Source organism: Gellertiella sp. DMC107, assembly GCF_056313605.1.
The window spans coordinates 853,210-879,238 of sequence record NZ_JBQUZZ010000001.1 but is presented as its reverse complement, the minus strand read 5'-3'; the positions used below and the strand labels follow the sequence as shown (position 1 = coordinate 879,238).

The following is a 26,029-nucleotide window of genomic DNA, read 5'->3' as shown; positions in this document are numbered from 1 at the left end:
GTCGCCTTTCCTTACTATGCTGAAAAAGTAAGGAGGGCGCTCATGAGCTACAACATCACCATTACTGCCAAGGGGCAGATGACCATTCCTAAAGAGATGCGCGACAGGCTCCAGGTCAAGGCTGGAGACAAATGTTATGCGTGGATTCGTAACGGTGAAATTGTGATCGTGCCGCGCAACAAGTCGCTGGAAACGCTGGGTGGAATCTTGGGAAAGCCTCCGGGCGGAGCACACCTTTCCGCCGAAGAGATGCGCACTGCCGCTGCCGACGCTGCCGTGCAGCGCCATGAGGACTTGCAATCCAAGGATTATGGCGGGTGACGCAGCGGCTCGGTGTCGATACCAATATGCTGGTGCGGCTTGCCGTGGATGACGATGCCAGGCAGGGTGAACTGGTCCGGCGGATGCTGGAGCGGCTGGGCGAGGATGATGTCCTCTTTGTGAATGCTGCGGTTGTTCTGGAGCTGCACTGGGTTCTAGGGAAGGGCTATAAATTCCCGGAAGACCGTGTACTGAATTTTATTCAGGCGCTTCTGGAAAATCGGTCCATTGAACTTGCTGATTACGAAGCGGTGGGCAATGCGCTCGATATATGCCGCCGCACCCGGGCGGATTTCTCCGATGCCTTTCTTGCTGAACTCAATCGGGTGGCCGGCTGCCGGAGCACCCTGACATTTGACCGGAAGGCGGCGGACCGCATTCCCGGAATGGAACTTCTGACGTGAGCGAACAAAACAGACTGCTCTCCCCCGAAAAACGCGGTGAGGATCTCGATACGGCGCTGAGGCCGCAAACGCTGGACGATTTCACCGGCCAGGCGGAGGCGCGCGCCAATCTGAAGATCTTCATCGAGGCGGCGAAGAATCGCGGCGAGGCGCTTGATCACGTGCTTTTCGTCGGGCCGCCCGGTCTCGGCAAGACCACGCTGGCCCAGATCATGGCGAAGGAACTCGGCGTCAATTTCCGCTCCACGTCCGGACCGGTGATTGCGAAAGCCGGTGATCTCGCGGCCCTGCTGACCAATCTCGAGGAGCGCGACGTGCTCTTCATCGATGAAATCCACCGCCTCAATCCGGCTGTCGAGGAAATCCTCTATCCCGCCATGGAGGATTTTCAGCTCGACCTGATCATCGGCGAGGGCCCCGCGGCGCGCTCGGTCAAGATCGACCTGTCCAAGTTCACGCTGGTCGCCGCCACCACACGCCTCGGGCTGCTCACCACGCCGCTGCGCGACCGCTTCGGCATTCCGGTGCGCCTGAACTTCTACACTGTCGAAGAACTGGAGCTGATCGTGCGGCGCGGATCGCGGCTGATGAACCTGCCGATGACCGACGAGGGTGCGCGGGAAATTGCCCGGCGCGCGCGCGGGACGCCGCGCATTGCCGGGCGTCTGCTGCGGCGCGTGCGCGATTTTGCCGAGGTGGCGCGGGCGGAAGCGGTGACGCGCGAGATTGCGGATGAGGCTCTGACGCGGCTGCTCGTGGACAATATCGGTCTCGACCAGCTGGACAAGCGATATCTGACAATGATTGCCGTCAATTTCGGCGGCGGGCCCGTCGGCATCGAAACCATTGCTGCCGGTCTTTCCGAACCGCGCGATGCCATCGAGGATATCATCGAGCCCTACATGATCCAGCAGGGCCTGATCCAGCGCACCCCGCGCGGGCGGGTGCTGACGGCGAGCGCGTGGAAGCATCTCGGCCTCGTGCCACCGAAGGATATGGAGGCCGCCCAGTTCCGCCTCTTCCAGGACGACAGCGAATGATCACGCGCCGCGGGCTTCTCAAGCTCCTGGCGACCGGCTGGTTTGCCGGGCTGGCAGTTGCGGCTTATGCAACGGGCGGGGAAGCGCTCGGGCGTCCCCGGGTAACGCGGCTGACGTTGAGGCCGCCGCGCTGGCCAAAGGACCTCCCGCTTCGCATTATCGCGCTTGGCGATGTCCATGCGTGCGATCCGTGGATGATGCCGGACCGGATCGCCGATATCTGCGCGGAGGCCAATACGCTTCAGGGCGATATCGTCTTGCTGCTCGGCGACTATGCCAGCAGCATGAAGCTGGTGGCGGGCTATCCACCCTTCGAACAGACCGCAGCAGCGCTGGCCACGCTTCGCGCGCCGCGGGGCGTTCATGCCATTCTCGGCAATCACGACTACTGGGCCGATCCGGATTTTCAGGCCGGCACGCGCCCGTCCTGCCGAATGCAGGACGCTCTCGAAAAGGCCGGCATTCTGGTCTATGTCAACCGCGCTGCGCGGATCGAGCATGGCGGCGGATCATTCTGGCTGGCAGGCCTCGGCGACCAGATGGCTTACAAGCCGAGCCGCCGCTACAATCGCCCCTGGTTCATCGGCATCGAGGATATGGCGCGGACCCTGTCGGGGGTTCCCGATGAAGAACCCATTCTGCTCATGGCGCATGAGCCCTATGCCTATCCGCTCCTGCCGGAGCGGGTAAACCTGATGCTGTCAGGCCATACGCATGGAGGGCAGTTCAATCTGTTCGGCTGGACACCGTTCCTGGATAATCCGCTTGACCGGGCCTATGCCTACGGGCATTTCCGCGGCGAGAACAGCGATCTTTTCGTCTCCCGCGGCCTTGGTTGCTCGGCGATTCCCATGCGGTTGGGTGCTTGGCCCGAGATACTGGTGCTGGAGATTGCCTGACCCATGGCCGACCGCTTCATGATCCGGATCGATGCGAAGCCGCGGCTCTTCAATTTCCGCATTGCCGGCCTTGCCTTTCGGCAGCGCCATGTGCTCGTGCACCGCGCCACGCATGAGCCGTTCTGGACCTTTCCGGGTGGCCGGGCGGAAATCGGGGAAACCTCCGAAGAGACGCTTCGCCGGGAAATGCGCGAGGAGCTGGGCGTCGAGGCGGAAATCGGGCCGCTTCTCTGGACGGTCGAGAATTTCTTCCATTTCGAAAAGCGCGATTATCATGAACTCGGCTTCTATTACCGGATGGAGCTGCCGGCGCATTTTGCCTTTTCGGAAACCGGGATCGTGCACCGGATCGTCGACGGGGCGAGCGAGATCGAGTTCAAATGGGTTCCGGCGACGACGGAAGCACTCGCAGCGCTGCCACTGCAGCCGGATTTCATCGCGGCGCGAATCCAGGCGCTGCCGGAGCGCAGCGAACATCTCGTCTGCCATGAAACCGTGCCCGAATAGCGCCGACTTGCACGGGGCGCGCGGCTGGATTATGCACCAGCCGTGCGAAGGCAGGAAAGACAGACATGGCGGATCTCACGGCCCATCTTGCGGGTGAACTGACGGAAAGCGGCCACCGGCTTTGCCAGCGGGTCTATTACGAAGACACGGATTTTTCCGGTCTCGTCTATCACGCCCGCTATCTGCAATTCCTGGAACGGGGGCGTACCGACTATCTACGCTGCCTCGGCGTCGAGCAGGGGGCGCTGCTGACGGCGGACGAGGAAGGCCTCGTCTTTGTCGTCCACCGGATGGAGATCGATTTCAAGGCCTCAGCCCGGATGGACGATGTGGTGACGATCCTGACCTCCACCGAAAAGGCGGGCGGAGCCAAGATGGTGCTCAACCAGGAAATCCGCCGCGGCGAGCAGCTGCTCATTGCCGCGCGGGTGATCATTGCGGTCATCAATGCACGGGGAAGACCGCGCCGGTTGCCGGAAACGCTCGCGGCCAGCTTTCTCGGCAAAGAGGCTTGAGCGGGCCGGCGCAAGGCCGGATGCTAACACTCTTTTAACCATAATGGCGTCTTACTCGCTTTATAAGGAATCGCGGGCTCCGCGCCTTCCTTTAACCAAATTTTGCAGCAAGAAGCTTTTTCGGGAAGGGTGGTCTTGACACCACCGAAAAACAGCTTCTGGCGGCAGAGGAAGCAAGGACCGGCCGGTGCCCGAGATGATGGCGACCGGATGGACCGACAAGCGTATTGCTTTGTTTTGACACCGCCCGGTCCTCAGTGCCGGGCGTTTGGATTCGAGGGTGAAAGATCGATGGAAACGGTTGATTTGGCGGCAGCGGCAACGGATGTAAGCCTCTGGTCCCTGTTCATGCAGGCAGGCTTCATCGTGAAGCTGGTCATGATCGGTCTCTTGGGCGCCTCGGTCTGGACCTGGGCGATCGTGATCGACAAATACATCAATTTCGGCCGTGCCCGCCGGCAGTTCGACCAGTTCGAGCAGGTCTTCTGGTCGGGGCAGTCGCTGGAAGAGCTTTATCGCAGCCTTTCCGAACGGCCCAATGGCGGTCTTTCTGCCATGTTCGTCGCCGCCATGCGCGAATGGAAGAAGAGCTTCGAGCGCGGTGCGCGTTCTCCCATCGGATTGCAGATGCGTATCGACCGCGCCATGGACGTGACGCTGGCGCGGGAATCCGAGCAGCTGGAAGCCCGTCTTTCCTCGCTCGCCACGATCGGTTCTGCCGCTCCGTTCGTCGGCCTCTTCGGCACCGTGGTGGGTATCATGACCTCGTTCCAGGCAATCGCCGGGTCGAAGTCCACCAATCTCGCGGTTGTGGCACCCGGTATTGCCGAGGCGCTGCTTGCCACCGCTATCGGCCTCGTGGCCGCTATCCCGGCAGTTATCGCCTACAACAAGTTCTCCGGTGACGCGGGCAAGCTGACGGCACGCATGGAAGGCTTTGCGGATGAGTTTTCCGCCATCCTGTCGCGCCAGATCGATGAGAAGCTGCAGCCGCGTGCGGCAGCCCAGTAAGAACGGCCAGGAACGGGAGTAACGACCATGGGAATGGCAGTGGGCGGAGCAGGCGGCAAGGGCGGCCGTCGCCGAAGGGGCAACAAGCGGGGCCCGGTCAGCGAAATCAACGTCACGCCGCTTGTCGACGTCATGCTTGTGCTGCTCATCATCTTCATGGTGGCGGCACCGATGATGACTGTCGGCGTGCCGATCGACATGCCGGAAACTTCGGCGAAGCCGCTGAACTCCGACACGCAGCCGATTACGGTTTCGGTCAATACCGCAGGCGAGATTTTCCTGCAGGAAACGCCGATCGCGCTGGAGGAACTCGTGCCGAAGCTCGAGGCCATTGCCAAGACCGGCTATAACGAGCGCATCTATGTGCGCGGCGATACCAATGCCAATTACGGCGGCGTCATCAAGGTGATGGCCCAGATTTCCGCTGCCGGCTTCAAGAATATCGGCCTGATCACGCTCCCGGACAACAGCCAGTGAACGACCTTTTGAAGCGCAGTCTTGTCATTTCGGCGGTGCTCCATGCCCTTCTCCTGGGCTGGGCGCTGTTGAAGATCGGCGCGCCCGAAGAATTCGACATGGCCAATTCCGAATCCCTGCCGGTCGAGTTCGTGCCGATCACGGACATTACCCAGATCCAGCAGGGCGACAAGGAAGCGCCGGTCAAGGACAAGGCGGCGCCGGTGCCCACCAAGCGGCCGGATACGGTCGCGAATGCGGAGAATTCCGGTGACAACGACGTCGATCTGAAGTCCGCGCCGAAGCCGGTCGAGAAGCCCTCGAAAACGGAATCGGCGGCAGCTCCGAAGGCGACGGATAATCCCACGCCGGAGCCCGAGGACAAGCCGAACGAGGTGAAGGAGGTCGCCAAGGAGGAGACCGACACCGCCGATCCGACGCCGAAGCCCGAACCGAAGCCGGAAGAGGCTAAACCCGCGGAGAAGCCGGCCGAAAAGCCGCCGGAAGAAGCCAAGCCGGACGAGCCGAAGCCCGAGGAACAGGCGCTGCCGGAAAACGTGCCGGTGCCTGCACCGAAGCCGAAGGTGGAAAAGCCGAAGGAGCCGGAAAAGAAGCCCGCGGAGACAAAGACCGCCGACGCCAAGGAAAAGCCGAAGACGTCCGACAAGAAGACGGCCGACACGAAGCAGGAAAAATCGAAATCGGCAGCCAGCCAGAAATCCGATTTCAATGCGGACGAGATCGCCAATCTTCTGAACAAGACGGATGCGAAATCGGATGGTGCCAAGCGCTCCTCTGGCGAGAAAGCCTTCGGCGGCAAGAAGACGACCGGTGGCGAAAAGCTGTCCCAGTCGGAACTTGACGGCCTGCGCGGCCAGATAACAGACAAGTGGACCTATACGGCCGGCCTCGAAGGCGCTGACGAAGTGGTGATCGAGGTGAAGTTCTCGCTCGACGAGAGCGGCAATGTGGTGGGTGACATCGAGGCGACGGCCAATGGCGGGCCGCCCTCCACCCAGCAGGCGCTGCTCTCGGCAGCCAAACGCGCGATCCGCAAGGCGACGCCCTTCCAGGGGCTGCCGCCGGACAAATACGACACCTGGAAGGATGTCATTGCCAGCTTCACGGTTGCCGATCTCGGCGGCTGAGGAAGAGGGGGGCAACAAGTTTGGCCCGGCAACGGGCATGGTTTGAACGAGTAAGGCGTTTCCCGGCCTCTGCCTTGCCGGCGGCGGGAGACGAACAAGCTGAAAGGCTGATGGACGATGATGAAACTTATCCTGAAGAGATGCGTCATGGCGCTTCTCGTTGTGGTGGCGGCTGCGCCGTCGGTCTTCGCCGAAGTGCGGATCAATATTCGTGGCGGCCGCGCCGAGCCGCTGCCGATCGCGATTTCTGACTTCATGTCGAATGGCAATCTCGGCCCGCAGATCTCCGCCGTCATTGCGGCCGACCTGCAACGCTCGGGCCTGTTCGCGCCGATCGACAAGGCGGCCTTCATCGAAAAGATCAGCAATCCCGATGCGCAGCCGCGCTTCGAGGACTGGAAAGCGATCAATGCGCAGGCGCTGGTGACCGGCCGCGTCACCCAGGAGGGCGACGGCCGTCTGCGCGCCGAGTTCCGCCTCTGGGATACGTTTGGCCAGAGCCAGATGATCGGCCAGCAGTTCTTCACCCAGCCCGAAAACTGGCGCCGCGTCGCCCATATCATCGCCGATGCGGTCTACAAGCAGATCACGGGTGAAGATGGCTACTTCGATACCCGCGTCGTGTTCGTTTCCGAAAGCGGCCCGAAGACCGACCGCAAGCGCCAGCTCGCCATCATGGATCAGGACGGTTTCAACGTCCGGACACTCACCAATTCCAACGACATCGTGCTGACGCCCCGCTTCTCGCCGAGCAAGCAGGAAATCACCTACATGTCCTTCGAAGGCAACCAGCCGCGGGTCTACCTGCTGCAGCTCGAAACCGGGCAGCGCGAGATGGTGGGCAACTTCCCCGGCATGACCTTTTCGCCGCGCTTCTCGCCGGATGGCCAGCGGGTGATCATGAGCCTTCAGCAGGAAGGCAATGCCAATATCTACACGATGGACCTGCGGTCGCGCACCACGACCCGCCTGACCTCCACGGCGGCCATCGATACCTCGCCGTCCTATTCGCCTGACGGTGGCCGGATCGTCTTCGAAAGCGACCGCGGCGGCAAGCAGCAGCTTTACGTCATGGGTGCCGACGGTTCGGGCCAGACGCGCATTTCCTTCGGTGACGGCTCCTATTCTACCCCGGTCTGGTCGCCGCGCGGCGATCTCATCGCCTTCACCAAGCAGGCGGGCGGCAAGTTCTCCATCGGCGTGATGAAGCCGGACGGTTCGGGCGAGCGCATCCTCACCACGGGCTTCCACAATGAAGGCCCGACCTGGGCGCCGAACGGCCGCGTGTTGATGTTCTTCCGCCAGGCCGCCGGTGCCGGCGGGCCGCAGCTCTATTCGATCGACCTCACCGGTTACAACGAGCAGCTGATCAAGACGCCTGCCTTTGCATCTGACCCTGCCTGGTCACCGCTTCTCGAATAACTCCGCAGCGACGGGGAGGGGAAACCCTCCCCGTTTTGCTGAATGCCTCTTTCTTGCCGTAATCCGGGCCGATTAGGGCGAAAACATCGTAAATTTATAGTTTTGTTAACCATAGCCGTTGAGTGCGCGTTAACTGCAAATGGTTAGGGTCTGGCAACGCTAATTGTAAGTTCAAGGAGAACAGGCCGATGAGCCGTACGACTTCCCCGGCAACCAGCCGACTTCAGAGCCTCGCTCGCAACCCGGTCATGATTGCCCTTGCCCTTTCGCTGACGCTTGCAGGCTGCGCCTCCAAGAAGAACCTGCCGAACAATGCCAACGATCTCGGCCTGAACGGCGCCAACGGCGCTGGCGCTGCCACCCCCGGCTCGCCGCAGGACTTCACGGTCAATGTCGGCGACCGCATCTTCTTCGACACGGACAGCTCCGCCATCCGCGCCGATGCCGGCCAGACCCTCGACCGTCAGGCCCAGTGGCTCGCCCAGTATCCGAATTACGCCATCACCGTCGAAGGCCATGCCGACGAACGCGGCACGCGTGAATACAACCTGGCACTCGGTGCGCGCCGTGCGGCCGCTGCCAAGAACTACCTGGTATCGAAGGGTGTTCCTGCCAATCGCCTGAAGACCATTTCTTACGGCAAGGAACGTCCGGTCGCCGTCTGCGACGACATTTCCTGCTGGTCGCAGAACCGCCGCGCCGTCACCGTTCTCGGCGGCGCCGGCCTCTGATCCGTCCCGGTCCATAGGGATGTATCCAGTTTGAAGGGCGGCTCCTGGCGGGCCGCCCTTTTTCATAGTTTGGCCGGGATTGCCTGTCAGGACAGGCGCATTCGCGCACCGTCTGCGGGGCAGGCACCGGCACTGCTATTGGCAAAGAGCGGGCCACATGCCATTCAGGACATGGGCTCATGAGGGAAAGGGACATGAAGACACTATTGATGGCAGGCGTGCTCGGAATCGGCCTTCTGACGGGCATGGGAACGGCATGGGCGCAGAGCGCCGATCCGGAGGTCCAGCAGCTCGAGGAGCAGGTGCGGCAGCTGAACGGCCGAATCGAGGAGATGAGTTTCCAGCTTCTCCAGATGCAGGAGCAGATCCGCAAGGCGCAGGAAGACAATGAATTCCGGTTCCAGGAACTGGAGAAGGGCGGCTCCAAGAAGAGCGGAGCGCTTGATCAACCGGCCGGCGCAAACAGCGCCGCCACCGCGGACGCGGGAACGGATCCGGCCACGGCCGGATCCGCAGGCGACGATGTGGCCAAGATCATCGAGCAGCCCGCTGATACCACCGGGCAGGGCGGTCAGGCAGATCAGGCGGAGCAGGGTGGCCTTCCCGGCGTTGGCCAGCTCGGATCCATCGAAATGGACGCCAGCGGCAATCCCGTGAAGGCAACCATCGATCCGGGCGCGGCCAATGGCGGCAATTCCACCGGTAGTCAGACCGCCTCTGCCGGCGCTGCAAGCGGAAGCGAATCCGACAGCTACCAGATTGCTTACGGTCACGTTCTGTCCGGCGATTACGGCATGGCGGAACAGGAATTCCAGTCCTACATCAGCAATCACCCCCAGGGAAAAAAGATCGCCGATGCGAATTTCTGGCTTGGCGAAGCCTATTACTCGCAGGGCAAGTATAACGAGGCCGCCAAGACCTTTCTCAAGGCGCACCAGACCTATGGCAAATCGCCCAAGGCACCGGAAATGCTGCTGAAGCTCGGCATGTCGCTTGCCGCTCTCGACAATAACGAGACCGCCTGCGCCACATATCGTGAAGTGACCAAGCGTTACCCGAAGGCATCGCGCACCGTGATCAACAAGGTGGCCAGCGAACAGAAGCGCCTCGGCTGCTGACATGTCCGGCCCGGCCGAGACGATCCTGTCTGCACCCGTTCAGGGCGCACTGCACCGGGTGCTCGAGACCGCCACGGCCTTTCTTCGATCGCTGACCGGCTGCGGTCCCCTGCTGGTGGCCGTTTCCGGCGGTAGCGATTCTGTAGCCCTTCTTCGGGCATTTCATCATCTGACCCGCCAGCCGGCCTTCCGTGCAATCCCTCTCGCCGCAGCGACAGTCGACCACGGGTTGAGACCCGGTTCGACAGCGGAGGCTGAGGCGGTCGCCTCTCTCTGTGCCAGCCTTTCTGTTCCGCATCGCATCCTCCGATGGGAGGGCGAAAAGCCGGTCGCCGGCCTCCAGGCCGCCGCACGGGACATGCGCTACCGGCTGCTCGGGGCCGAGGCGCGCCGCATCGGCGCGCGCGCGCTCCTGATCGGACATACCGCCACTGACCAGCGCGAAACAATCGCCATGCGGTCGGCACGGGGCGAGGGGATGGGTCTTTCCGGCATGGCACCGGCCGTGCTTCTGGATGAGACGGTCTGGGCGTTTCGCCCTTTCCTTCCTCTCGAACGGGAGGACCTGCGGGACATGCTTCGCGCACTCGACCAGACCTGGCTGGAAGACCCGAGCAACAGCAATCCTCGTTTCGAGCGCGCGCGCCTGCGACAAAGCGCGGCGAGCACCGCGCCTGCAACGCTGACCCATCCGGATCGGGCAGCGCGCGCCGTGGCCCAGGCGGATTTCTTGCAACGCCATGCGCGCGTGTTCGATGGTTCTGTCGGCCTGATCGCGGGCATGGCGCTTCAGACGCTCGACGCCACCGGCGAAGCAGCACTTTTCCGATTGTCGGCCGCTCTCGGCGGGCGCGTGCATCTCCCCGGTCGTGTCGAGCGAAGGCGGATTGTCACCTGGCTGGGCACCGCAGAGACGGGGCGCAGGACCCTTGGCGGAACGGTTTTCGATCGCCGTCGCGATGGGCTCTACCTCTACCGGGAATGCCGTGGCCTTCAGCCGCAGCGTCTGCCGGCCGGCGCTATCTTCGACGGTCGCTACCGGATCGACGGACCGTGCGGACGGCCGGTCGAGGTTGCCGCCGTTCGAGACCTCCAAACGGCGGCAGGCCGCCTTCAGGCTTTCGGCGTTCCGCAGGCAATTGCCCGGCGAGCCGCGCCGGCGCTTGCCACACTCGACGCGGCAGAGGAGGGCTTTACTCTTTCGCGGGTGATCGCGGCACAAACCGCCTTCGTCCCCGGCTTCGACCTTCCGGTCGCGGACGCGTTGCGGTCACTCCTCGGCCTTCCCCCTCTGCCATCGCTTCCCATGCGGCAATAGGCGTCGTGCCGACCCCCAAAAATATCCGCATGCTCCGGAGCTTCGCCTGGTCCAATCCGGGGATAAGAGCCCTGTTCGGACCTCAAAGACGCGGCACTTTCTGGCGCCTGATCCGTAAAGCTGGTGCGGTACCGAACGGTGGCCCCCCGGAACGCTCCCGGGGCAGGCGTAGATTCAAACTGGATCTTTGCTGGCCATGCCCTGATTGCGCTCCACGAAGATAATCCGCATCCCGGACCAAGTGCGAGACAGCCATCTGTTGGCGGGCTTTTTGGCCCAGATCGGGAAGCAGCTTTAGCCTTTAGGCTTTGCTGGCGCTCCGATCATCACAGCGCCCGGTTCCACGTCTTTCGTCACAATCGCCCCAGCGCCTATGATCGCGCCAGCTCCGATGGTGAGAAACTTGTCCGCCTTGCCGGGCAGAATGATGGCCCCCGTGCCGATGTAAACGCCGTCCTCGACCCGGACGCGTCCGTTGACACAGACTTTCGGTGCCAGGGTCACAAAATCGCCGACCTCGCAATCATGGGCGATGTACGAAAAAATGTTGCAATGAAAAGCTTTGCCGATCTTCGCATCCGACGTCACCATGGAGTTATGCGCAAAAATTGCGCCCTCAGCCAATTTGACGTTATCTCCGATGATGGCCGTCGGTGCGATGCAATCAAAAGTCCCCAGGCCTTCTCGTTCGCAAAGCTCTACCTTCAGCTTACGCAATTTAGGATCTGCAAAAGCCACGTTTACGCGAATTCCAGAGATTGATTTGGCCTCAGCGAAAGAAATAACGCGACTTCCGTGAATGGTCGTGCCCTGGGTCTCCTCGCTGTCGTCGATGAAAACAACCCGGTTGCTGTCGTCTGAACTCAGCCCAAGGCTCTTCAGAAATCCTGCCCTTATCTCGCGCGCAAATCCGCCAGCGCTATAAAAAGCAAAAGTATTCATCCCTCTCTCCTCTCTCTCGACATGGCTTAACGTCGATCATCCGACAATTTTTCTGTAAATCTATTCCATTTCACTCGGTATATATTCCAAATGGACGATACTATTTCCTCATTTGTAGACATAATTTCAATGAATCGCGATTTGGATTTCAAATCCTGATCGGGTCATTTGACGAGGCAGCAGTCCATAGGGCTGGGAAAACAAGGCAGGTCAACCGAATTTCCGGAAGCGGAACACGCATGTTTTTCAGAAAAAATCCAGGTTGCACTGTGTTTTCCCGGTCGCTTTGGGCCAACTCCAGCCATCACCGATGACTTTCACCAGCCGGCAAGCAGGAGCAACTTAAAGAAGATTCTCTCATTTCCTTAGTCGGTTCTGCTTGCATAGTCACCATGGGATTTCCAGCGGCTCACGTCGTTGGTTCGGAAACATCCACCTCTTGGTAAGCGACCGTCGGGACCTCGACATTTTCACATTGCCTACGACCATTTCTGCGCCTATAAGTAGAAATGTATCGGTTTTCGAGGAATTCTAAGTGTTGATCGTTGTAGCGGCCGGTCTTTCGTCAGTCAGTATGGTTGGGCTGAATTCAGCCTATCAACGCCTTTTTGCCTCAACGCCGCCTTTCTTCCTGCAGGTTCCCTACATGTTGTTTTCCACGTGCCTGCTCTTCTGGGCCGTGTCAAACCTCGCCTGAGCAACAAAATAGGCCTGTGTCTTAAGTCATTGGCCCCGGCACTCCGCTTCGTGACCGGATCAGACATCCCCAAATTCCCCCGCCGCCGCGTAAGGCCGACCTGTTGATCAGATCCGCCATCCAGCGCGAGCTGTGAAGTCTCAGGAGGTTGTTCACCCGAAAAGGGTTTAGGCTGCAATCGCCAAACTCCAGCCGAGGCCTCCCAGAGGATGAACAACCTGCACCATGGTGCCCGTCTTGCAGTTTACAGTCGAGAGCACCTCGTCATACGTATCTCGTCGCGCGATCCACCGTGTCGCGATGGCTCAAACGCGCGGGCTTGGGACGGTTGTCGCGCCTCGATCCGCCTTCACCCGTGCGCCTTTGCTGCGCGTGCAAGTCCGTCTTCGGACGGCGTCTGCCCAGTCCAAAGAAGTTCATGAAAATGCTCCTCCGTTGATAGTGGCCATTTTTAACCACCAAGCGTGGGTGCGCTGCGCGTAGCGCCCACAAGGATGGCTTTCACTCTTGGCCCCGGCTGGAGCTACTGGCCGGGACCCAGTGCAGCTCCGTCGGAATGCAAAGAAACCATTAAGTGTGGACTTTCGGGAAATGGGCGCAACTATAGGCTTGTATTGTCGCCCGTGTGAAAGCTATAGCAGCGGCACCAAATTGGGGTCCCTTCTATGCGCTCATGGATTTTTGTCGTTTTTGTTGCAGCAACGTTTGGGTTCCCGTGGGTTGCCAATGCGTCTTGCCCAGACATTGGAGTTGCCCCCCGAACAGCCAGCGGAACGGCCGCGGAATTCTCTCGATCCGAGAAATACAGCCTTGATGCTGACGGCATTCTGACATTTGACTATGGCAAGGCATATAACAATTTGGGTAAATTCCATAATCCATATTTTATCTCAATATACGCAAGCTTGCTTTATAAAGACTATTTGGCATCTTCTTGTAAAGATGAAGGAATTCGCAAAAATTTCATACTGCAAGCAAACTGGTATATTAATAACGCTCAAGTTCATGACGGCATGGCCACGTGGACTTATTCATTCCCAGCAGAAGTATTCAACCTAAAGCCCGGCTGGGTTTCCGGCATAGGACAAGCTAGAATTGCAGGTGTACTGTACCGGGCATTTGCCATAACCGGTGAAAAACGTTTCCATAACTTCGCAGAAATGGCCATGGAGGCCTATCGACGGAGTCCTGCTGAGGGCGGCGTTGCCACAATTGACGATGAAGTTACGTGGATCGAAGAAGGGGCGAGTACAGCCGGTGCATCTTATAAAATCCTAAACGGACACATCACGGCGCTGACGGGGGTCCTGGACTATTATCAGATCACCCAAGAGCAGGAATGGAAAGAATTGTATGACCGAGGAGTTGCGGCAGTACTTCGAGACATATCAAAATTTGATGCCGGGTTTCTATCGTACTACTCCTTAGCTTCGCCCCGCTTCCGTCAGATAGCCGCTCGCAGGGACTATAACTCGCTACACGTACACCAACTTCTCTGGCTCTACGAGCAACAACATGACGCGGCATATCTTGAGTATGCTAGCCGTTTTCAGTTCTACGAACTTGCCCCTTGGTCCTATTCGGCAAAAGGATCGGTTAATGCCAAAACCAATGGCCCCGGCCAAGCAGGTGGATACTATGGCAACGCTTACTGGTCCCACTCCGCTTTCCCCACTTGGCTGCAAGTTGATGTTGGGAGCCAGCGCTCGTTCAATGGCATAACCCTTCACGCATCCAGTGAAAAAGCAACGCCGAAGGATTTCACAATCTCGGCCCGCACCGATGGTGAATGGAAGGTAATTGCGACGGAGAAAGACAATGCCGATTTAAGGAGAACAATCATGTTCTCGCACCCCGTAAAGGCGGATGCCTTCCGCGTAGACATCGACTCTGACAACGGTAATAAGAATGTTGCGTTGCAATCATTCATCCCAATCTCAGATGAACATAGGTTGGCTCCGATAACGAACGAGTGCAACTATCGTGCACGCGACGGTCATTACAATTACGATTTAGCATTCGACAACGATGCAAATACCGCTATGAAGGTTTTCTGTCCGGGTTGGATCATAATACCGACCGAAGGCGCAAGGTATCTTGATATCGATGCCGAAGGCTTGCCAGATGCCAGCCTTTCTGTGCGAACCTCTGATGACCTCCGGTCATGGAGCAGTGAGACGCCTGCATCGCTACATGGGCGCTTCACCATTAAGCAGCCGGCTCGCTTCACAAAGATCGTGTTTCTTGGGCCTTTGACCGAGGTTAGAGAGATAAAGGCGCTCAAATAACCGTGAATCAACATGTACGCAGCGAATCTCCCGCCATCCGCGGCGGGCGCTTTCGTTTCAGTAAAGCGCGCAGCGCGGCCTACAGCTAACTTGCCGCACTTGCAGGACCTATCTGCCGATGGGGGGTCTGCCCATCGCATTTGAACGAGACGATTATGCGGCTTGTATATTGGCCCCGCCGATCGTGTAGATCGTTGTGCCAGTGGAGCTGACCGTTGTGTTGGCGTTAGTAACGATGAAGGTGTACTCCTTCCTAGTAACACCATTGGTGACCGTAGCGATGATGTGCGCTGCGTCCGCCGTGAACACCACAGTATCGCAGTTCGACAGTCTACGTTGGTCACGCCCGTGGCGGACATTGCATTCAAGCCGTTTCGATCCACGCCCTTCTTGGGAGGGCAACCTTCCAGGCCCATCACGCATCGCCCGACACGGTTGAAGCGACCCATGACGGTTCGTTTGCTGCGGATGAAAGAGCGCCCCGTGCCGCATGAAATATGCGACGTTCCGATTCCATCCTCTCCCAAGGGCCGGGGCACATAGCGTCAAGCGGGATGCCAATCCTGTCTTTTCCCTCTGCGATGACCTCCCATGCGGCAATAGGTATCGTGACGACCCACAAAAATATCCGCATCGCTGGCGTTCAGGGAAACCAGCGGGAAAAGCCGGGCGGCGTCCCGGGTCGCCGCTGGCCAAAATGCCGTCTTCGGCAAAGGCTTGCCTTGGCATTTCCTTTCGGCATCCCTATGTTAGGCATCATATTCCGTCCGCCCGCCAAGGGCGGTTGTTGTTTCGGGGAGTTCTATGAACCCAAACTTTCGTAACCTGGCCCTGTGGGCGATCATCGCCCTGCTGCTGATCGCGCTGTTCAGCATGTTCCAGTCCGCTCCGGCTCAAACCGGCTCACGCGACGTTCCCTATTCCCAGTTCCTCCGGGAGGTGGATGCCGGCCGCGTGCGGGATGTGGTCATTTCGGGCAACCGGGTCATCGGTACCTATGTGGAAAACGGCACGGCCTTCTCCACCTATGCGCCCGTTGTCGACGACAATCTGATGAAGCAGCTGCAGACGAAGAACGTCACCATCGCGGCCCGTCCGGAAACGGATGGCTCGTCGGGCTTCCTGTCCTATCTCGGCACCCTCCTGCCGATGCTGCTGATCCTCGGCGTCTGGCTGTTCTTCATGCGGCAGATGCAGGGCGGTTCGCGTGGCGCCATGGGCTTCGGCAAGTCCAAGGCCAAGCTGCTCACCGAAGCGCATGGCCGCGTGACCTTCGAGGACGTGGCCGGCGTGGACGAAGCCAAGCAGGATCTCGAGGAAATCGTGGAATTCCTGCGGGATCCGCAGAAGTTCCAGCGCCTCGGCGGCCGCATTCCCCGCGGCGTGCTGCTCGTCGGCCCGCCCGGCACCGGCAAGACGCTGCTCGCCCGCTCCGTCGCGGGTGAGGCGAATGTGCCCTTCTTCACCATTTCCGGTTCGGACTTCGTGGAAATGTTCGTCGGCGTCGGTGCATCCCGTGTGCGCGACATGTTCGAACAGGCCAAGAAGAACGCGCCTTGCATCATCTTCATCGACGAAATCGATGCGGTCGGTCGTCACCGTGGGGCCGGTCTCGGCGGCGGCAATGACGAGCGCGAGCAGACGCTGAACCAGCTGCTGGTTGAAATGGATGGTTTCGAGGCGAACGAGGGCATCATCCTCATCGCCGCCACCAACCGTCCCGACGTGCTCGATCCGGCGCTGATGCGCCCGGGCCGCTTCGACCGTCAGGTCGTGGTGCCGAACCCCGACATCGTCGGCCGTGAACGCATCCTCAAGGTGCATGTGCGCAACGTGCCGCGCGCGCCCAACGTCGATCTCAAGGTGCTGGCCCGCGGAACGCCCGGATTTTCCGGTGCCGATCTCATGAACCTCGTCAACGAAGCCGCCCTCATGGCCGCCCGGCGCAACAAGCGCATGGTCACCATGCAGGAATTCGAAGACGCCAAGGACAAGATCATGATGGGTGCGGAGCGTCGCTCCTCGGCCATGACCGAAGCCGAGAAGAAGCTGACCGCCTATCACGAAGCCGGACATGCCATTCTGGCGCTCAATGTGCCCGTGGCGGATCCGCTCCACAAGGCGACCATTATTCCCCGCGGCCGTGCGCTCGGCATGGTCATGCAGCTGCCGGAAGGCGACCGCTACTCCATGAGCTACAAGTGGATGGTGTCTCGTCTCGCCATCATGATGGGCGGACGCGTTGCGGAAGAGATCACCTTCGGCAAGGAAAACATCACGTCGGGCGCCTCTTCCGATATCGAGCAGGCCACCAAGCTTGCCCGGGCCATGGTGACGCAGTGGGGCTTCTCCGACGAACTCGGTCAGGTCGCCTATGGCGAGAACCAGCAGGAGGTCTTCCTCGGCCATTCCGTGGCGCAGTCCAAGAATGTCTCGGAAGCCACCGCCCAGAAGATCGACCGCGAAGTGCACCGTCTCATCAACGAAGCCTATGAAAGCGCCCGCCAGATTATCACCCAGAAGCACGACGAGTTCGTGGCCATCGCCGAGGGTCTGCTGGAATATGAAACGCTTTCCGGCGAAGAAATCCGCGCCCTGATGCGGGGTGAGAAGCCCAACCGGGACCAGGGTGACGATGGCGTGCAGCAGCGTTCGTCCGCCGTGCCGAAGGCCGGCGGGAGCAAGAGCGACGGGACCCCCAAGCCGAGCGGCGAAGAGCCCGATGGCTATGAGCCGCAGCCGCGCTGAGGCGGGATGTCCGTGCCAATGATCGATAACCCGGCCTTTTGGCCGGGTTTTTCTTTGGGAAAATCCCGGCAAATAACGCATTGTAATAGTCTTGCACGTTTTTTTACGTGCCGAAGCGCAGCAGTTGTGGCATGGAGCGCAATGAAAGGGAGCCGTGCGGCAGGACAGGTTCTGCCAGACGTTGTCGCCGGCCCGCAGGACGGGAGTACCCATGAAGCGCCGTTACTTTGGAACAGACGGAATTCGCGGAAAAGCGAACAGCCATCCCATGACCCCCGAACTCGCCATGCGGGTGGGGATTGCCGCAGGCACGATCTTTCGCCGGGGCAGCCATCGCCACCGGGTGGTGATCGGCAAGGATACCCGTCTGTCCGGCTACATGCTCGAAAATGCCATGGTGGCGGGCTTCACCGCGGCGGGTGTGGACGCCTTCGTTCTCGGCCCGATCCCGACGCCTGCCGTGGCCATGCTGACCCGTTCGCTGCGCTGCGATATCGGGGTGATGATCTCGGCCTCTCACAATCCCTATGAAGACAACGGCATCAAGCTGTTCGGGCCGGATGGCTACAAGCTGTCGGATGCCATCGAGATGCAGATCGAGGATCTGATCGGCCAGGATATCGCCCCGCAGCTTGCGGCTTCGGACGATATCGGCCGGGCCAAGCGCATCGACGGCGTGCATGACCGCTACATCGAATTCGCCAAGCGCACGCTGCCGCGTGACGTGACGCTGCAGGGGCTGCGCGTGGCCATCGACTGCGCCAACGGCGCGGCCTACAAGGTTGCCCCGGCCGTTCTCTGGGAGCTCGGCGCGGATGTGGTGACCATCGGTGCGGATCCGAACGGCACCAACATCAACAAGGGCTGCGGCTCGACCCATCCCGAGGCGCTGCAGAAGAAGGTGCATGAAGTCCGCGCCGATATCGGCATCGCCCTCGACGGCGACGCGGACCGGGTGATCATCGTCGACGAGAACGGCGCGATCATCGACGGCGACCAGCTGATGGCCGTGGTGGCCGAGAGCTGGGCGGACGACAACCTGCTGCGGGGCGGCGGCATCGTCGCCACCGTCATGTCCAATCTCGGCCTGGAGCGGTTCCTGGTCGACCGGGGCATGACGCTGGCCCGCACCGCTGTCGGCGACCGCTACGTGGTGGAGCACATGCGCCGCAACAATTTCAACGTCGGCGGCGAGCAGTCCGGCCATATCGTGCTGTCCGATTACGGCACGACGGGTGACGGTCTGGTGGCCGCGCTGCAGATTCTCGCCTGCGTCAAGCGCTCCGGCAAGCCGGTGAGCGAGGTCTGCCGCCGCTTCGAGCCGGTGCCGCAGCTGCTGCGCAACGTGCGCTTTGCCGGCGGCAAGCCCCTCGAGGACAAGGTGGTGCGCCAGGCGATCAGCGATGCGGAAAACGAGCTGGCCAATCGCGGCCGCCTCGTCATCCGTCCCTCCGGCACCGAGCCCCTCATCCGCGTGATGGCGGAAGGCGACGATCGGGGTCAGATCGAGCGGATCGTCAACGACCTGATCGGCGTCATCGCCGCCGTGCCGCACGCGGCCTGAGCTCTCGCGCCATACCCTTCATCGCGAAAAGGCCGGCCTTCCGCCGGCCTTTTCTTTTTCCGCGACATGCCGCTTCTGCAATTCATGGTATCAAAATTCATAAGAAACACGGTGAATAAGTTTAGTTAATCGCACCTTAACCTTTGCTGTTTATTTTCCAAAACGATCTTTGGATTTGGCTGGCCAATAGCCCGGCCTGGCAACCGAGACTTTGGAGAGAAAGTCATGAAACATATACTGTTGGGCGCCTTCGCGCTTCTGGCCGCCAATGGAGCCGCCTTCGCGGCCGATCTTTATCAGCCGAGCGAACCGGTGCCGGTCGCGCCGCAGCCGGTTCTTGTCGAGGAAGCCAGCGGCTGGTACCTGCGCGGCGATGCCGGATACAGCCTCAACCGCTCGCGCGGCGCCTGGTTCTTCCAGGGATCGAACGGCACGGAAAGCGATTTCACCACCTCGGGCCTGCGCAATTCCTTCACGCTCGGCGGCGGTCTCGGTTACCAGCACAACAGCTACCTGCGCACCGACGTGACGCTCGATTACATGTTCAAGGGTGATTTCGAAGGCTCGACCAAGGGCTCGTGCGGCGTGGCCGGCGCCTGCACCTCGACCGACATCGCCTCGATGAACGCGCTCAGCCTGCTCGCCAACGCCTATGTCGATTTCGGCACCTTCGGCTCGATCACGCCTTATGTCGGTGGCGGTCTCGGCGGCACCTACGTGAAGTGGGGCGACCTGAAGAACACCTCCTGCTCCGACGCCAACCCGTCGAGCTGCGATCCGACCCAGACCCATGGCGGCGAAGGCAACTGGCGCTTCACCTATGCGCTCATGGCCGGCGCCTCGGTCGACCTGACCTGTAACCTGAAGGCCGATGTCGGCTACCGTTACCGCCATGTCGATGGCGGCCGGATGTTCAACTACCAGGCCAATGGCGGTCCGGGCTACGACAAGGGCTTCGATGCCCATGAAGGCCGCGTCGGTCTGCGCTATGTCTTCAGCGGCTGCGAACAGCCCTACATGCCGCCGGTCGATGTGCCGATTGCGCCGGTCTACAAGTAAGATCGACTGCCATCTCATCGCATTTCGAAGCCGTCCTGCCAGGTGCAGGGCGGCTTTTTTCGTGCGTGCGGGTGGCGCCGAAAGAAATTCCTGTTTCATGCATTCGTTAAAAGGCATGCTTAACGGGGTTTTAACGGGTTTGGTTAAATAATCGGCAACATGACAACCATTCCCCGTGACATCGAATACGGGCTTTGAAGGACGAGGTCCATGATCCGCAAAACGGTAACCTCCTTTATCCTGGCGCTGGGGCTTTTCGGCACCGCCTCGGCGATGGATCTTCCTCCGCAGGTCTATGCGCCGGAAACGTCCATCGATGGCGTGGGGCAGGGCTGGTATATCCGTGGCGACCTCGGCTATGCGGGCTGGACGTCCAACGACAATCCCCATTTCAACGTGATCAGCGGCAACGGCCCCACCTTCTCCGACGTCGAGTTCGACGACTCGCGCTTCGGCAAGCACATGGCCTATGGCGGCGGCGTCGGCTACCAGCTGAACGACATGCTGCGCACCGACGCGACGGTGGATTTCTTCTCCTCGGAAATGACCGGCTCCTCGCAGATCAATTCCCGCTGCGCCACCACCGAAGCGGTGGGCACGAATTGCGGCTTTACCCATACGGGTGATTTCCAGGGCATAGGCCTGATGGCCAATGCCTATGTCGATCTCGGCACGGTTGCCGGCTTTACCCCCTATGTGGGTGGCGGCGCGGGTGTGACGCATGTTTCCTGGAGCGACATCACCCATAACGGCTACTGCGTCGATGGCTCGGCCACCTGCTCCGGCAACAGCTATGCCGCGACGACCTCCAGCGGTCTTTCCAGCTGGCGCTTCAGCTATGCGCTGATGGCGGGCATGAGCTACGATCTCACCAACTCCCTGAAGCTCGATCTCGGTTACCGCTTCTCGCGGATCAACGGGGGCGACATGTTCGATTACAATGCCGCCAGCACGGCCCTGGGGGCGCTCAACCAGCAAGGTTCGGATGAGGGTCTGACCCGTCACGAAATCCGCGCCGGTCTTCGCCTGAATACCTGGTAACACCTCCTACTTCTCCCTTCCCCACCTTGCTGCCGCCGGCCCTGCCGGCGGCATTTTTGTTATACGGTCGGATTATTCACCCGCGCCATTTTCCTCTCTCTCTGCGACTTCGCGCTTGACGAAGCGGGCACTCTTCTATATCCACGGCGGCGGGCAACCTCTCCCCAACGAGAGGCTAACTATCTGGAAGGATAGATCTATGACGACGACCGCGCGTCCGGCTTCCGTGCCGGCGAATCCCCGTTTTTCCTCCGGTCCCTGCGCCAAGCGTCCCGACTGGACGCCTGCAGCCCTCGCCGATGCACCGCTCGGCCGCTCGCACCGCGCCAAGATCGGCAAATCCAAGCTGAAACTCGCCATCGACCTCACCCGTGAGGTACTTGCCGTTCCCGCCGATTATCGCATTGCCATCGTTCCCGCCTCCGATACGGGCGCGGTCGAGATGGCCATGTGGTCGCTGCTCGGCGCCCGGGGCGTCGACATGGTGGCCTGGGAGAGCTTCGGCTCGGGCTGGGTCTCCGACGTCACCAAGGAACTGAAGCTTGCCGACGTCCGCACCATCAAGGCCGGCTATGGCAAGCTGCCCGGCCTTTCCACGATCGATTTCGACCGTGACGTGGTCTTCACCTGGAACGGCACGACCTCTGGCGTGCGCGTGCCGAATGCGGATTTCATCCCGGCCGACCGCAAGGGCCTGACCATCTGCGACGCCACCTCGGCGGCCTTTGCGCAGGACCTCGATTTCGCCAAGCTCGATGTGGTCACCTTCTCCTGGCAGAAGGTGCTGGGCGGCGAGGGCGCGCATGGCATGCTGATCCTCAGCCCCCGCGCCGTCGAGCGGCTGGAAAGCTACACGCCCGCCTGGCCCATGCCGAAGATCTTCCGCCTGACCAAGGGCGGCAAGATCGTCGAGGGCATCTTCGAAGGCGAGACGATCAACACGCCGTCCATGCTCTGCGTCGAGGACTATATCGATGCGCTGCAATGGGCGAAGGGTCTCGGCGGCCTGAAGGCGCTGATCGCCCGGGCGGATGCCAATGCGGCGGTGATCCACGACTTCGTGGCTGCCAATAGCTGGATCGACAATCTGGCCGAGGTGGCAGCGACCCGTTCCAACACCTCGGTGTGCCTCAAGATCGTCGATCCTGACATCCTCGCGCTCGGCGAGGACGGCCAGGCGGCCTTTGCCAAGGGCATTGCCGCGACGCTCGAGAAGGAAGGCGTGGCCTTCGATATCGGCGCCTATCGCGATGCTCCTGCGGGCCTTCGCATCTGGACGGGTGCGACCGTCGAGAAGGCAGACCTCGAGGCGCTGATGCCGTGGCTCTCCTTCGCCTACGAACAGCAGAAGGCCGGCCTGAAGAAGGCTGCCTGATCCGCCCTTTCTGCGGCGCGCCCGGCCGAGGCCGGCTGCGCCGCCCGCTGTCCCAGACATCATCCGTTTTTTCTTCAGACGTAGGGAGTGTGCCCCATGGCGCCACGCGTACTCGTATCCGACGAATTGTCCGAAACCGCTGTCCAGATCTTCCGCGATCGCGGCATCGAGGTGGATTTCCAGCCCGATCTCGGCAAGGACAAGGACAAGCTTCTCGAAATCATCGGCCAGTATGACGGTCTTGCCATCCGTTCGGCCACCAAGGTCACGCCGAAGCTGATCGAAGCCGCCGACCGGCTGAAGGTCGTCGGCCGCGCCGGCATCGGCGTCGACAATGTGGATATTCCGGCGGCCTCGCGCCGCGGGATCATCGTGATGAACACGCCCTTCGGCAATTCGATCACGACAGCCGAGCATGCCATCGCGCTGATGTTTGCCGTTGCCCGGCAGATTCCCTCCGCCGACCAGTCCACCCAGGCTGGCAAGTGGGAGAAGTCCCGCTTCATGGGCGTCGAAATCACCGGCAAGACGCTGGGCGTCATCGGCGCCGGCAATATCGGGTCCATCGTCTGCTCCCGCGCCAACGGGCTGAAGATGAACGTGCTCGCCTATGATCCCTTCCTGTCCGAGACCCGGGCCAAGGAAATGGGCGTCACCAAGGTGGAGCTCGACCAGCTCTTCGCCGCCGCCGATTTCATCACGCTGCATGTGCCGCTGACCGACAAGACCCGCAACATCATCGGCGCCGAGGCGCTGAAGAAGGTGAAGCCCGGCGTGCGCATCATCAACTGCGCCCGTGGCGGACTGGTGGACGAGGCAGCCCTTGCCGAGGCGATCAAGTCCGGCCACGTGGCCGGCGCCGGCTTCGACGTGTTCGAGGTGGAGCCCGCCAAGGAAAGCCCGCTCTTCGGCCTGCCGAACGTGGTCTGCACCCCGCATCTCGGCGCGTCCACCAACGAGGCGCAGGAAAACGTGGCGCTGCAGGTGGCCGAGCAGATGTCCGACTACCTGCTGAAGGGCGCCGTTTCCAACGCCATCAACATGCCCTCGATCACGGCCGAGGAAGCGCCGCGGCTGAAGCCCTTCATCCGTCTGGCGGATGTGCTGGGGTCCTTCGTGGGTCAGGTGACGGAAAGCGCCATCAAGGAAATCGAAATCCTCTATGACGGCTCCACCGCCGGCATGAACACCAAGGCGCTGACCAGCGCGCTGCTGGCCGGCCTCATCCGCCCGCAGGTGGCGGATGTGAACATGGTTTCCGCGCCGATCATGGTGAAGGAAAAGGGCGTCATCCTCTCGGAAGCCAAGCGCGACAAGTCGGGCGTCTTCGACGGCTACATCAAGCTGACCGTCACCACCGACAACCAGACCCGCTCGGTGGCCGGTACGGTGTTTTCGGACGGCAAGCCGCGTTTCATCCAGATCAAGGGCATCAACCTCGATGCGGATGTGGGCCAGCACATGATCTACATCACCAATACTGACGTCCCGGGCCTCGTCGGCTTCATCGGCACCACGGTCGGCAATGCGGGCGTCAATATCGCGAACTTCCAGCTCGGCCGCTCCACGCAGGGCGGCGATGCGATTGCGCTGCTTTACGTGGATGGGGAGATTTCCCAGGACCTCATCACCGCGCTCGAAGCCCATCCGCAGATCCGCCAGGTCAAGCCCCTGGCCTTCAACGTGGACTGAGCGCACACCGACCTCCCGGTCCAGACTGGCCCTCGTCCGCTCCGGCGGGCGGGGGTTTTTCATGCCCGCAAAATCGCCCCCTCCTTGTTCCCCTTGTGGGGGCGTGGGGAGGGGGCAGTCATGCCAGGCCATGCTTCATCGATCCCGCGCTTCGTTCGAAGCCGGGTTATGCCTCATTTCCCCCCTCGGGACACGAGGGGTCGGCCGGGGCGCGGGGAGCACCTCGTATGAATAAGTTTATATGGCGCTTTCCGCGCCCCGTTTCGGCTTTATGCGATGCAACTCCGGCTTCTCTGCACCAAGCCTACGGTCCGCCGGGTATTTCGCATGCGCCCGGCGACGGGCGACCGGATTGACCGGTCTTGTTCGCACCGGACCGCTATTTTTCACGCGACCCGGCCCGCAGCAGTTTTTCGTCGTCACACAGACGGACCCCCCGACATTGGTGACGGGGAGCGGAAGCCATTTTCTGCACCGTCTCTTCCTGCGCATCTGCGAGAGAGCAGGAAGAAAGACCGGCTCCACCTGACCGGGATCGCAGGGCCCCCGGCGTTACCAGAGCGGAACGAGGAATATTATCCCACAGGATTTGCTGAGGGGGATGATGGCGGTGCAAATTTATCTGCGCGGGAAAACAGGGGGTTAGGGCGAGGGGAGTGAGTAGTGGGTAGTGAGTAGTGGGTAGGGGGTAGGGAGTGGGTATTCGTGATTGGAAGGGCAGCTGACGTCCTGCCAAGCAGCCCGCTCATCTGCCCTCCGGGCATCTTCTCCCTCGGCGAGCTTCGCTCGTCCGCCGAGGGAGAGGATGCCGGCAGGCAGGTGAGGGGGCGGCAGGCACGGACCGTAGAAATCGCATTGTTTGGAACAGATGGGGAGCGGCAAACTCAAGGGTCTCCCTCCCCCTTGTGGGGAGGGGCAGGGGTGGGGGTATGCCTAGGAACTCAGGTTCAGCAATGAAGCTACATTGAGGCCTTCAACCACATCTTACGTTCCGACCCCCACCCCTAACCCCTCCCCACAAGGGGGAGGGGAATCCCGCTGTCCTGCCCAACGGCCCCCTCATCTGCCCTCCGGGCATCTTCTCCCCGCTGGGGAGAAGAGGGAGAGTCGCCGACCTTTCCGCAAAACAACGGATGCTGAACGCCGACGGCGGTTCCTCCTCTCCCCCGCGGCGAGCTTCGCTCGTCCGCCGAGGGAGAGGATGCCGGCAGGCAGATGAGGGGGCGGCAGGCACTGACCGGAGAAGCCGCTTGGTTTGGTGATGATCAGGGCGGCAAATTCGACCGTCTCCCTCCCCCTTGTGGGGAGGGGAACCCCGCTGTTCTGGCGATCCGCCCCCTCATCTGCCCTTCGGGCATCTTCTCCCCGTTGGGGAGAAGAGGGCATCGCCGACCTTTGCGCAAAACACAGGATGTCGAACGCCGGCGGCGGTTCCTCCTCTCCCCCGCGGCGAGCTTCGCTCGTCCGCCGAGGGAGAGGATGCCGGCAGGCAGGTGAGGGGGCGGCAGGCACTGACCGGAGCCATTGCATGATTTTACGGAGATCAGAGAGCGGCAAACTCGACCGACTCCCTCCCCCTTGTGGGGAGCGAAGCTCGTCCGGATGTGGGGAGGGGCAGGGGTGGGGGTAGGCCGAGGAAATCGACGTGCTTTGATTGAAAACACATTGAGGCCTCCGGCCACATCTTACGTTCTGACCCCCACCCCTAACCCCTCCCCACAAGGGGGAGGGGC

At 61.1% G+C, this 26,029-nt stretch carries 21 protein-coding genes; 20 read left to right on the top strand and 1 reads right to left on the bottom strand.

The window, feature by feature from the left end; all coding sequences use genetic code 11:
- Nucleotides 1-42: 42 nt before the first annotated feature.
- The 13 genes from ACT54B_RS04110 to tilS all read left to right on the top strand — a co-directional run bounded on the left by ACT54B_RS04110 (nt 43) and on the right by tilS (nt 10,890).
- Nucleotides 43-321, top strand: a complete 279-nt coding sequence (locus ACT54B_RS04110; RefSeq protein WP_476043016.1) for an AbrB/MazE/SpoVT family DNA-binding domain-containing protein — start codon at nt 43-45, stop codon at nt 319-321.
- The gene (locus ACT54B_RS04105) at nt 318-725 is read left to right on the top strand and encodes a PIN domain-containing protein (protein WP_476043015.1); all 408 of its coding nucleotides are present in this window, start codon (nt 318-320) and stop codon (nt 723-725) included. Before ACT54B_RS04110 ends, ACT54B_RS04105 begins: the two co-directional genes overlap by 4 nt.
- A complete protein-coding gene (gene ruvB, locus ACT54B_RS04100) occupies nt 722-1,765 on the top strand; it encodes a Holliday junction branch migration DNA helicase RuvB (RefSeq protein ID WP_476043014.1) in 1,044 nt (347 codons plus the stop codon). The genes ACT54B_RS04105 and ruvB overlap by 4 nt, the downstream gene beginning before the upstream one ends.
- Entirely contained in the window at nt 1,762-2,664 is a 903-nt protein-coding gene (locus ACT54B_RS04095) for a metallophosphoesterase (RefSeq protein ID WP_476043013.1), read from the top strand. The genes ruvB and ACT54B_RS04095 overlap by 4 nt, the downstream gene beginning before the upstream one ends.
- 3 nt (nt 2,665-2,667) lie before the next feature.
- Nucleotides 2,668-3,171 carry an NUDIX hydrolase gene (locus ACT54B_RS04090; protein ID WP_476043012.1) on the top strand — a complete coding sequence of 168 codons (504 nt, stop codon included), beginning with the start codon at nt 2,668-2,670 and terminating at the stop codon, nt 3,169-3,171.
- A 65-nt stretch (nt 3,172-3,236) separates the two neighbouring features.
- Nucleotides 3,237-3,686 carry a tol-pal system-associated acyl-CoA thioesterase gene (ybgC, locus tag ACT54B_RS04085; protein WP_476043011.1) on the top strand — a complete coding sequence of 150 codons (450 nt, stop codon included), beginning with the start codon at nt 3,237-3,239 and terminating at the stop codon, nt 3,684-3,686.
- Between the two features lie 291 nt (nt 3,687-3,977).
- Complete coding sequence (tolQ, locus tag ACT54B_RS04080; RefSeq protein ID WP_476043010.1) at nt 3,978-4,697, top strand: protein TolQ; 720 nt, start codon at nt 3,978-3,980, stop codon at nt 4,695-4,697.
- Between the two features lie 27 nt (nt 4,698-4,724).
- Nucleotides 4,725-5,174, top strand: coding sequence for a protein TolR (gene tolR, locus ACT54B_RS04075; RefSeq protein ID WP_476043009.1), 450 nt, complete (start codon nt 4,725-4,727; stop codon nt 5,172-5,174).
- 8 nt (nt 5,175-5,182) lie between these two features.
- The gene (gene tolA, locus ACT54B_RS04070; protein WP_476043508.1) at nt 5,183-6,301 is read left to right on the top strand and encodes a cell envelope integrity protein TolA; all 1,119 of its coding nucleotides are present in this window, start codon (nt 5,183-5,185) and stop codon (nt 6,299-6,301) included.
- A 147-nt stretch (nt 6,302-6,448) separates the two neighbouring features.
- A complete protein-coding gene (gene tolB, locus ACT54B_RS04065; protein WP_476043007.1) occupies nt 6,449-7,723 on the top strand; it encodes a Tol-Pal system beta propeller repeat protein TolB in 1,275 nt (424 codons plus the stop codon).
- Between the two features lie 188 nt (nt 7,724-7,911).
- Nucleotides 7,912-8,454: a peptidoglycan-associated lipoprotein Pal gene (gene pal / locus ACT54B_RS04060; protein WP_476043005.1), complete on the top strand. Its 543-nt coding sequence runs from the start codon at nt 7,912-7,914 to the stop codon at nt 8,452-8,454.
- 209 nt (nt 8,455-8,663) lie between these two features.
- A complete protein-coding gene (gene ybgF / locus ACT54B_RS04055) occupies nt 8,664-9,572 on the top strand; it encodes a tol-pal system protein YbgF (RefSeq protein WP_476043506.1) in 909 nt (302 codons plus the stop codon).
- 1 nt (nt 9,573) lies between these two features.
- On the top strand, nt 9,574-10,890 hold the full coding sequence (gene tilS, locus ACT54B_RS04050; protein WP_476043004.1) for a tRNA lysidine(34) synthetase TilS: 1,317 nt from the start codon (nt 9,574-9,576) through the stop codon (nt 10,888-10,890).
- 294 nt (nt 10,891-11,184) lie between these two features.
- Here the strand turns inward: tilS and ACT54B_RS04045 are convergent, their stop codons facing one another.
- Nucleotides 11,185-11,832 (bottom strand): NeuD/PglB/VioB family sugar acetyltransferase, encoded by a 648-nt coding sequence (locus tag ACT54B_RS04045; RefSeq protein ID WP_476043003.1) that lies wholly within the window; start codon nt 11,830-11,832, stop codon nt 11,185-11,187.
- A gap of 1,362 nt (nt 11,833-13,194) precedes the next feature.
- On the opposite strand from ACT54B_RS04045, the gene ACT54B_RS04040 reads away from it, so the two are divergent.
- From ACT54B_RS04040 to serA, 7 genes are all read left to right on the top strand, one after another.
- On the top strand, nt 13,195-14,817 hold the full coding sequence (locus ACT54B_RS04040) for a D-glucuronyl C5-epimerase family protein (RefSeq protein WP_476043002.1): 1,623 nt from the start codon (nt 13,195-13,197) through the stop codon (nt 14,815-14,817).
- Between the two features lie 804 nt (nt 14,818-15,621).
- Entirely contained in the window at nt 15,622-17,565 is a 1,944-nt protein-coding gene (ftsH, locus tag ACT54B_RS04035) for an ATP-dependent zinc metalloprotease FtsH (RefSeq protein WP_476043001.1), read from the top strand.
- A gap of 211 nt (nt 17,566-17,776) precedes the next feature.
- On the top strand, nt 17,777-19,129 hold the full coding sequence (gene glmM, locus ACT54B_RS04030; RefSeq protein ID WP_476042999.1) for a phosphoglucosamine mutase: 1,353 nt from the start codon (nt 17,777-17,779) through the stop codon (nt 19,127-19,129).
- Between the two features lie 225 nt (nt 19,130-19,354).
- Nucleotides 19,355-20,188, top strand: coding sequence for an outer membrane protein (locus ACT54B_RS04025; protein WP_476042998.1), 834 nt, complete (start codon nt 19,355-19,357; stop codon nt 20,186-20,188).
- Between the two features lie 210 nt (nt 20,189-20,398).
- On the top strand, nt 20,399-21,229 hold the full coding sequence (locus tag ACT54B_RS04020) for an outer membrane beta-barrel protein (protein WP_476042997.1): 831 nt from the start codon (nt 20,399-20,401) through the stop codon (nt 21,227-21,229).
- Nucleotides 21,230-21,428: 199 nt separating this feature from the next.
- Nucleotides 21,429-22,604 (top strand): phosphoserine transaminase, encoded by a 1,176-nt coding sequence (locus ACT54B_RS04015; protein ID WP_476042996.1) that lies wholly within the window; start codon nt 21,429-21,431, stop codon nt 22,602-22,604.
- A 96-nt stretch (nt 22,605-22,700) separates the two neighbouring features.
- Nucleotides 22,701-24,296, top strand: coding sequence for a phosphoglycerate dehydrogenase (serA, locus tag ACT54B_RS04010; RefSeq protein ID WP_476042995.1), 1,596 nt, complete (start codon nt 22,701-22,703; stop codon nt 24,294-24,296).
- Nucleotides 24,297-26,029: the final 1,733 nt, after the last annotated feature.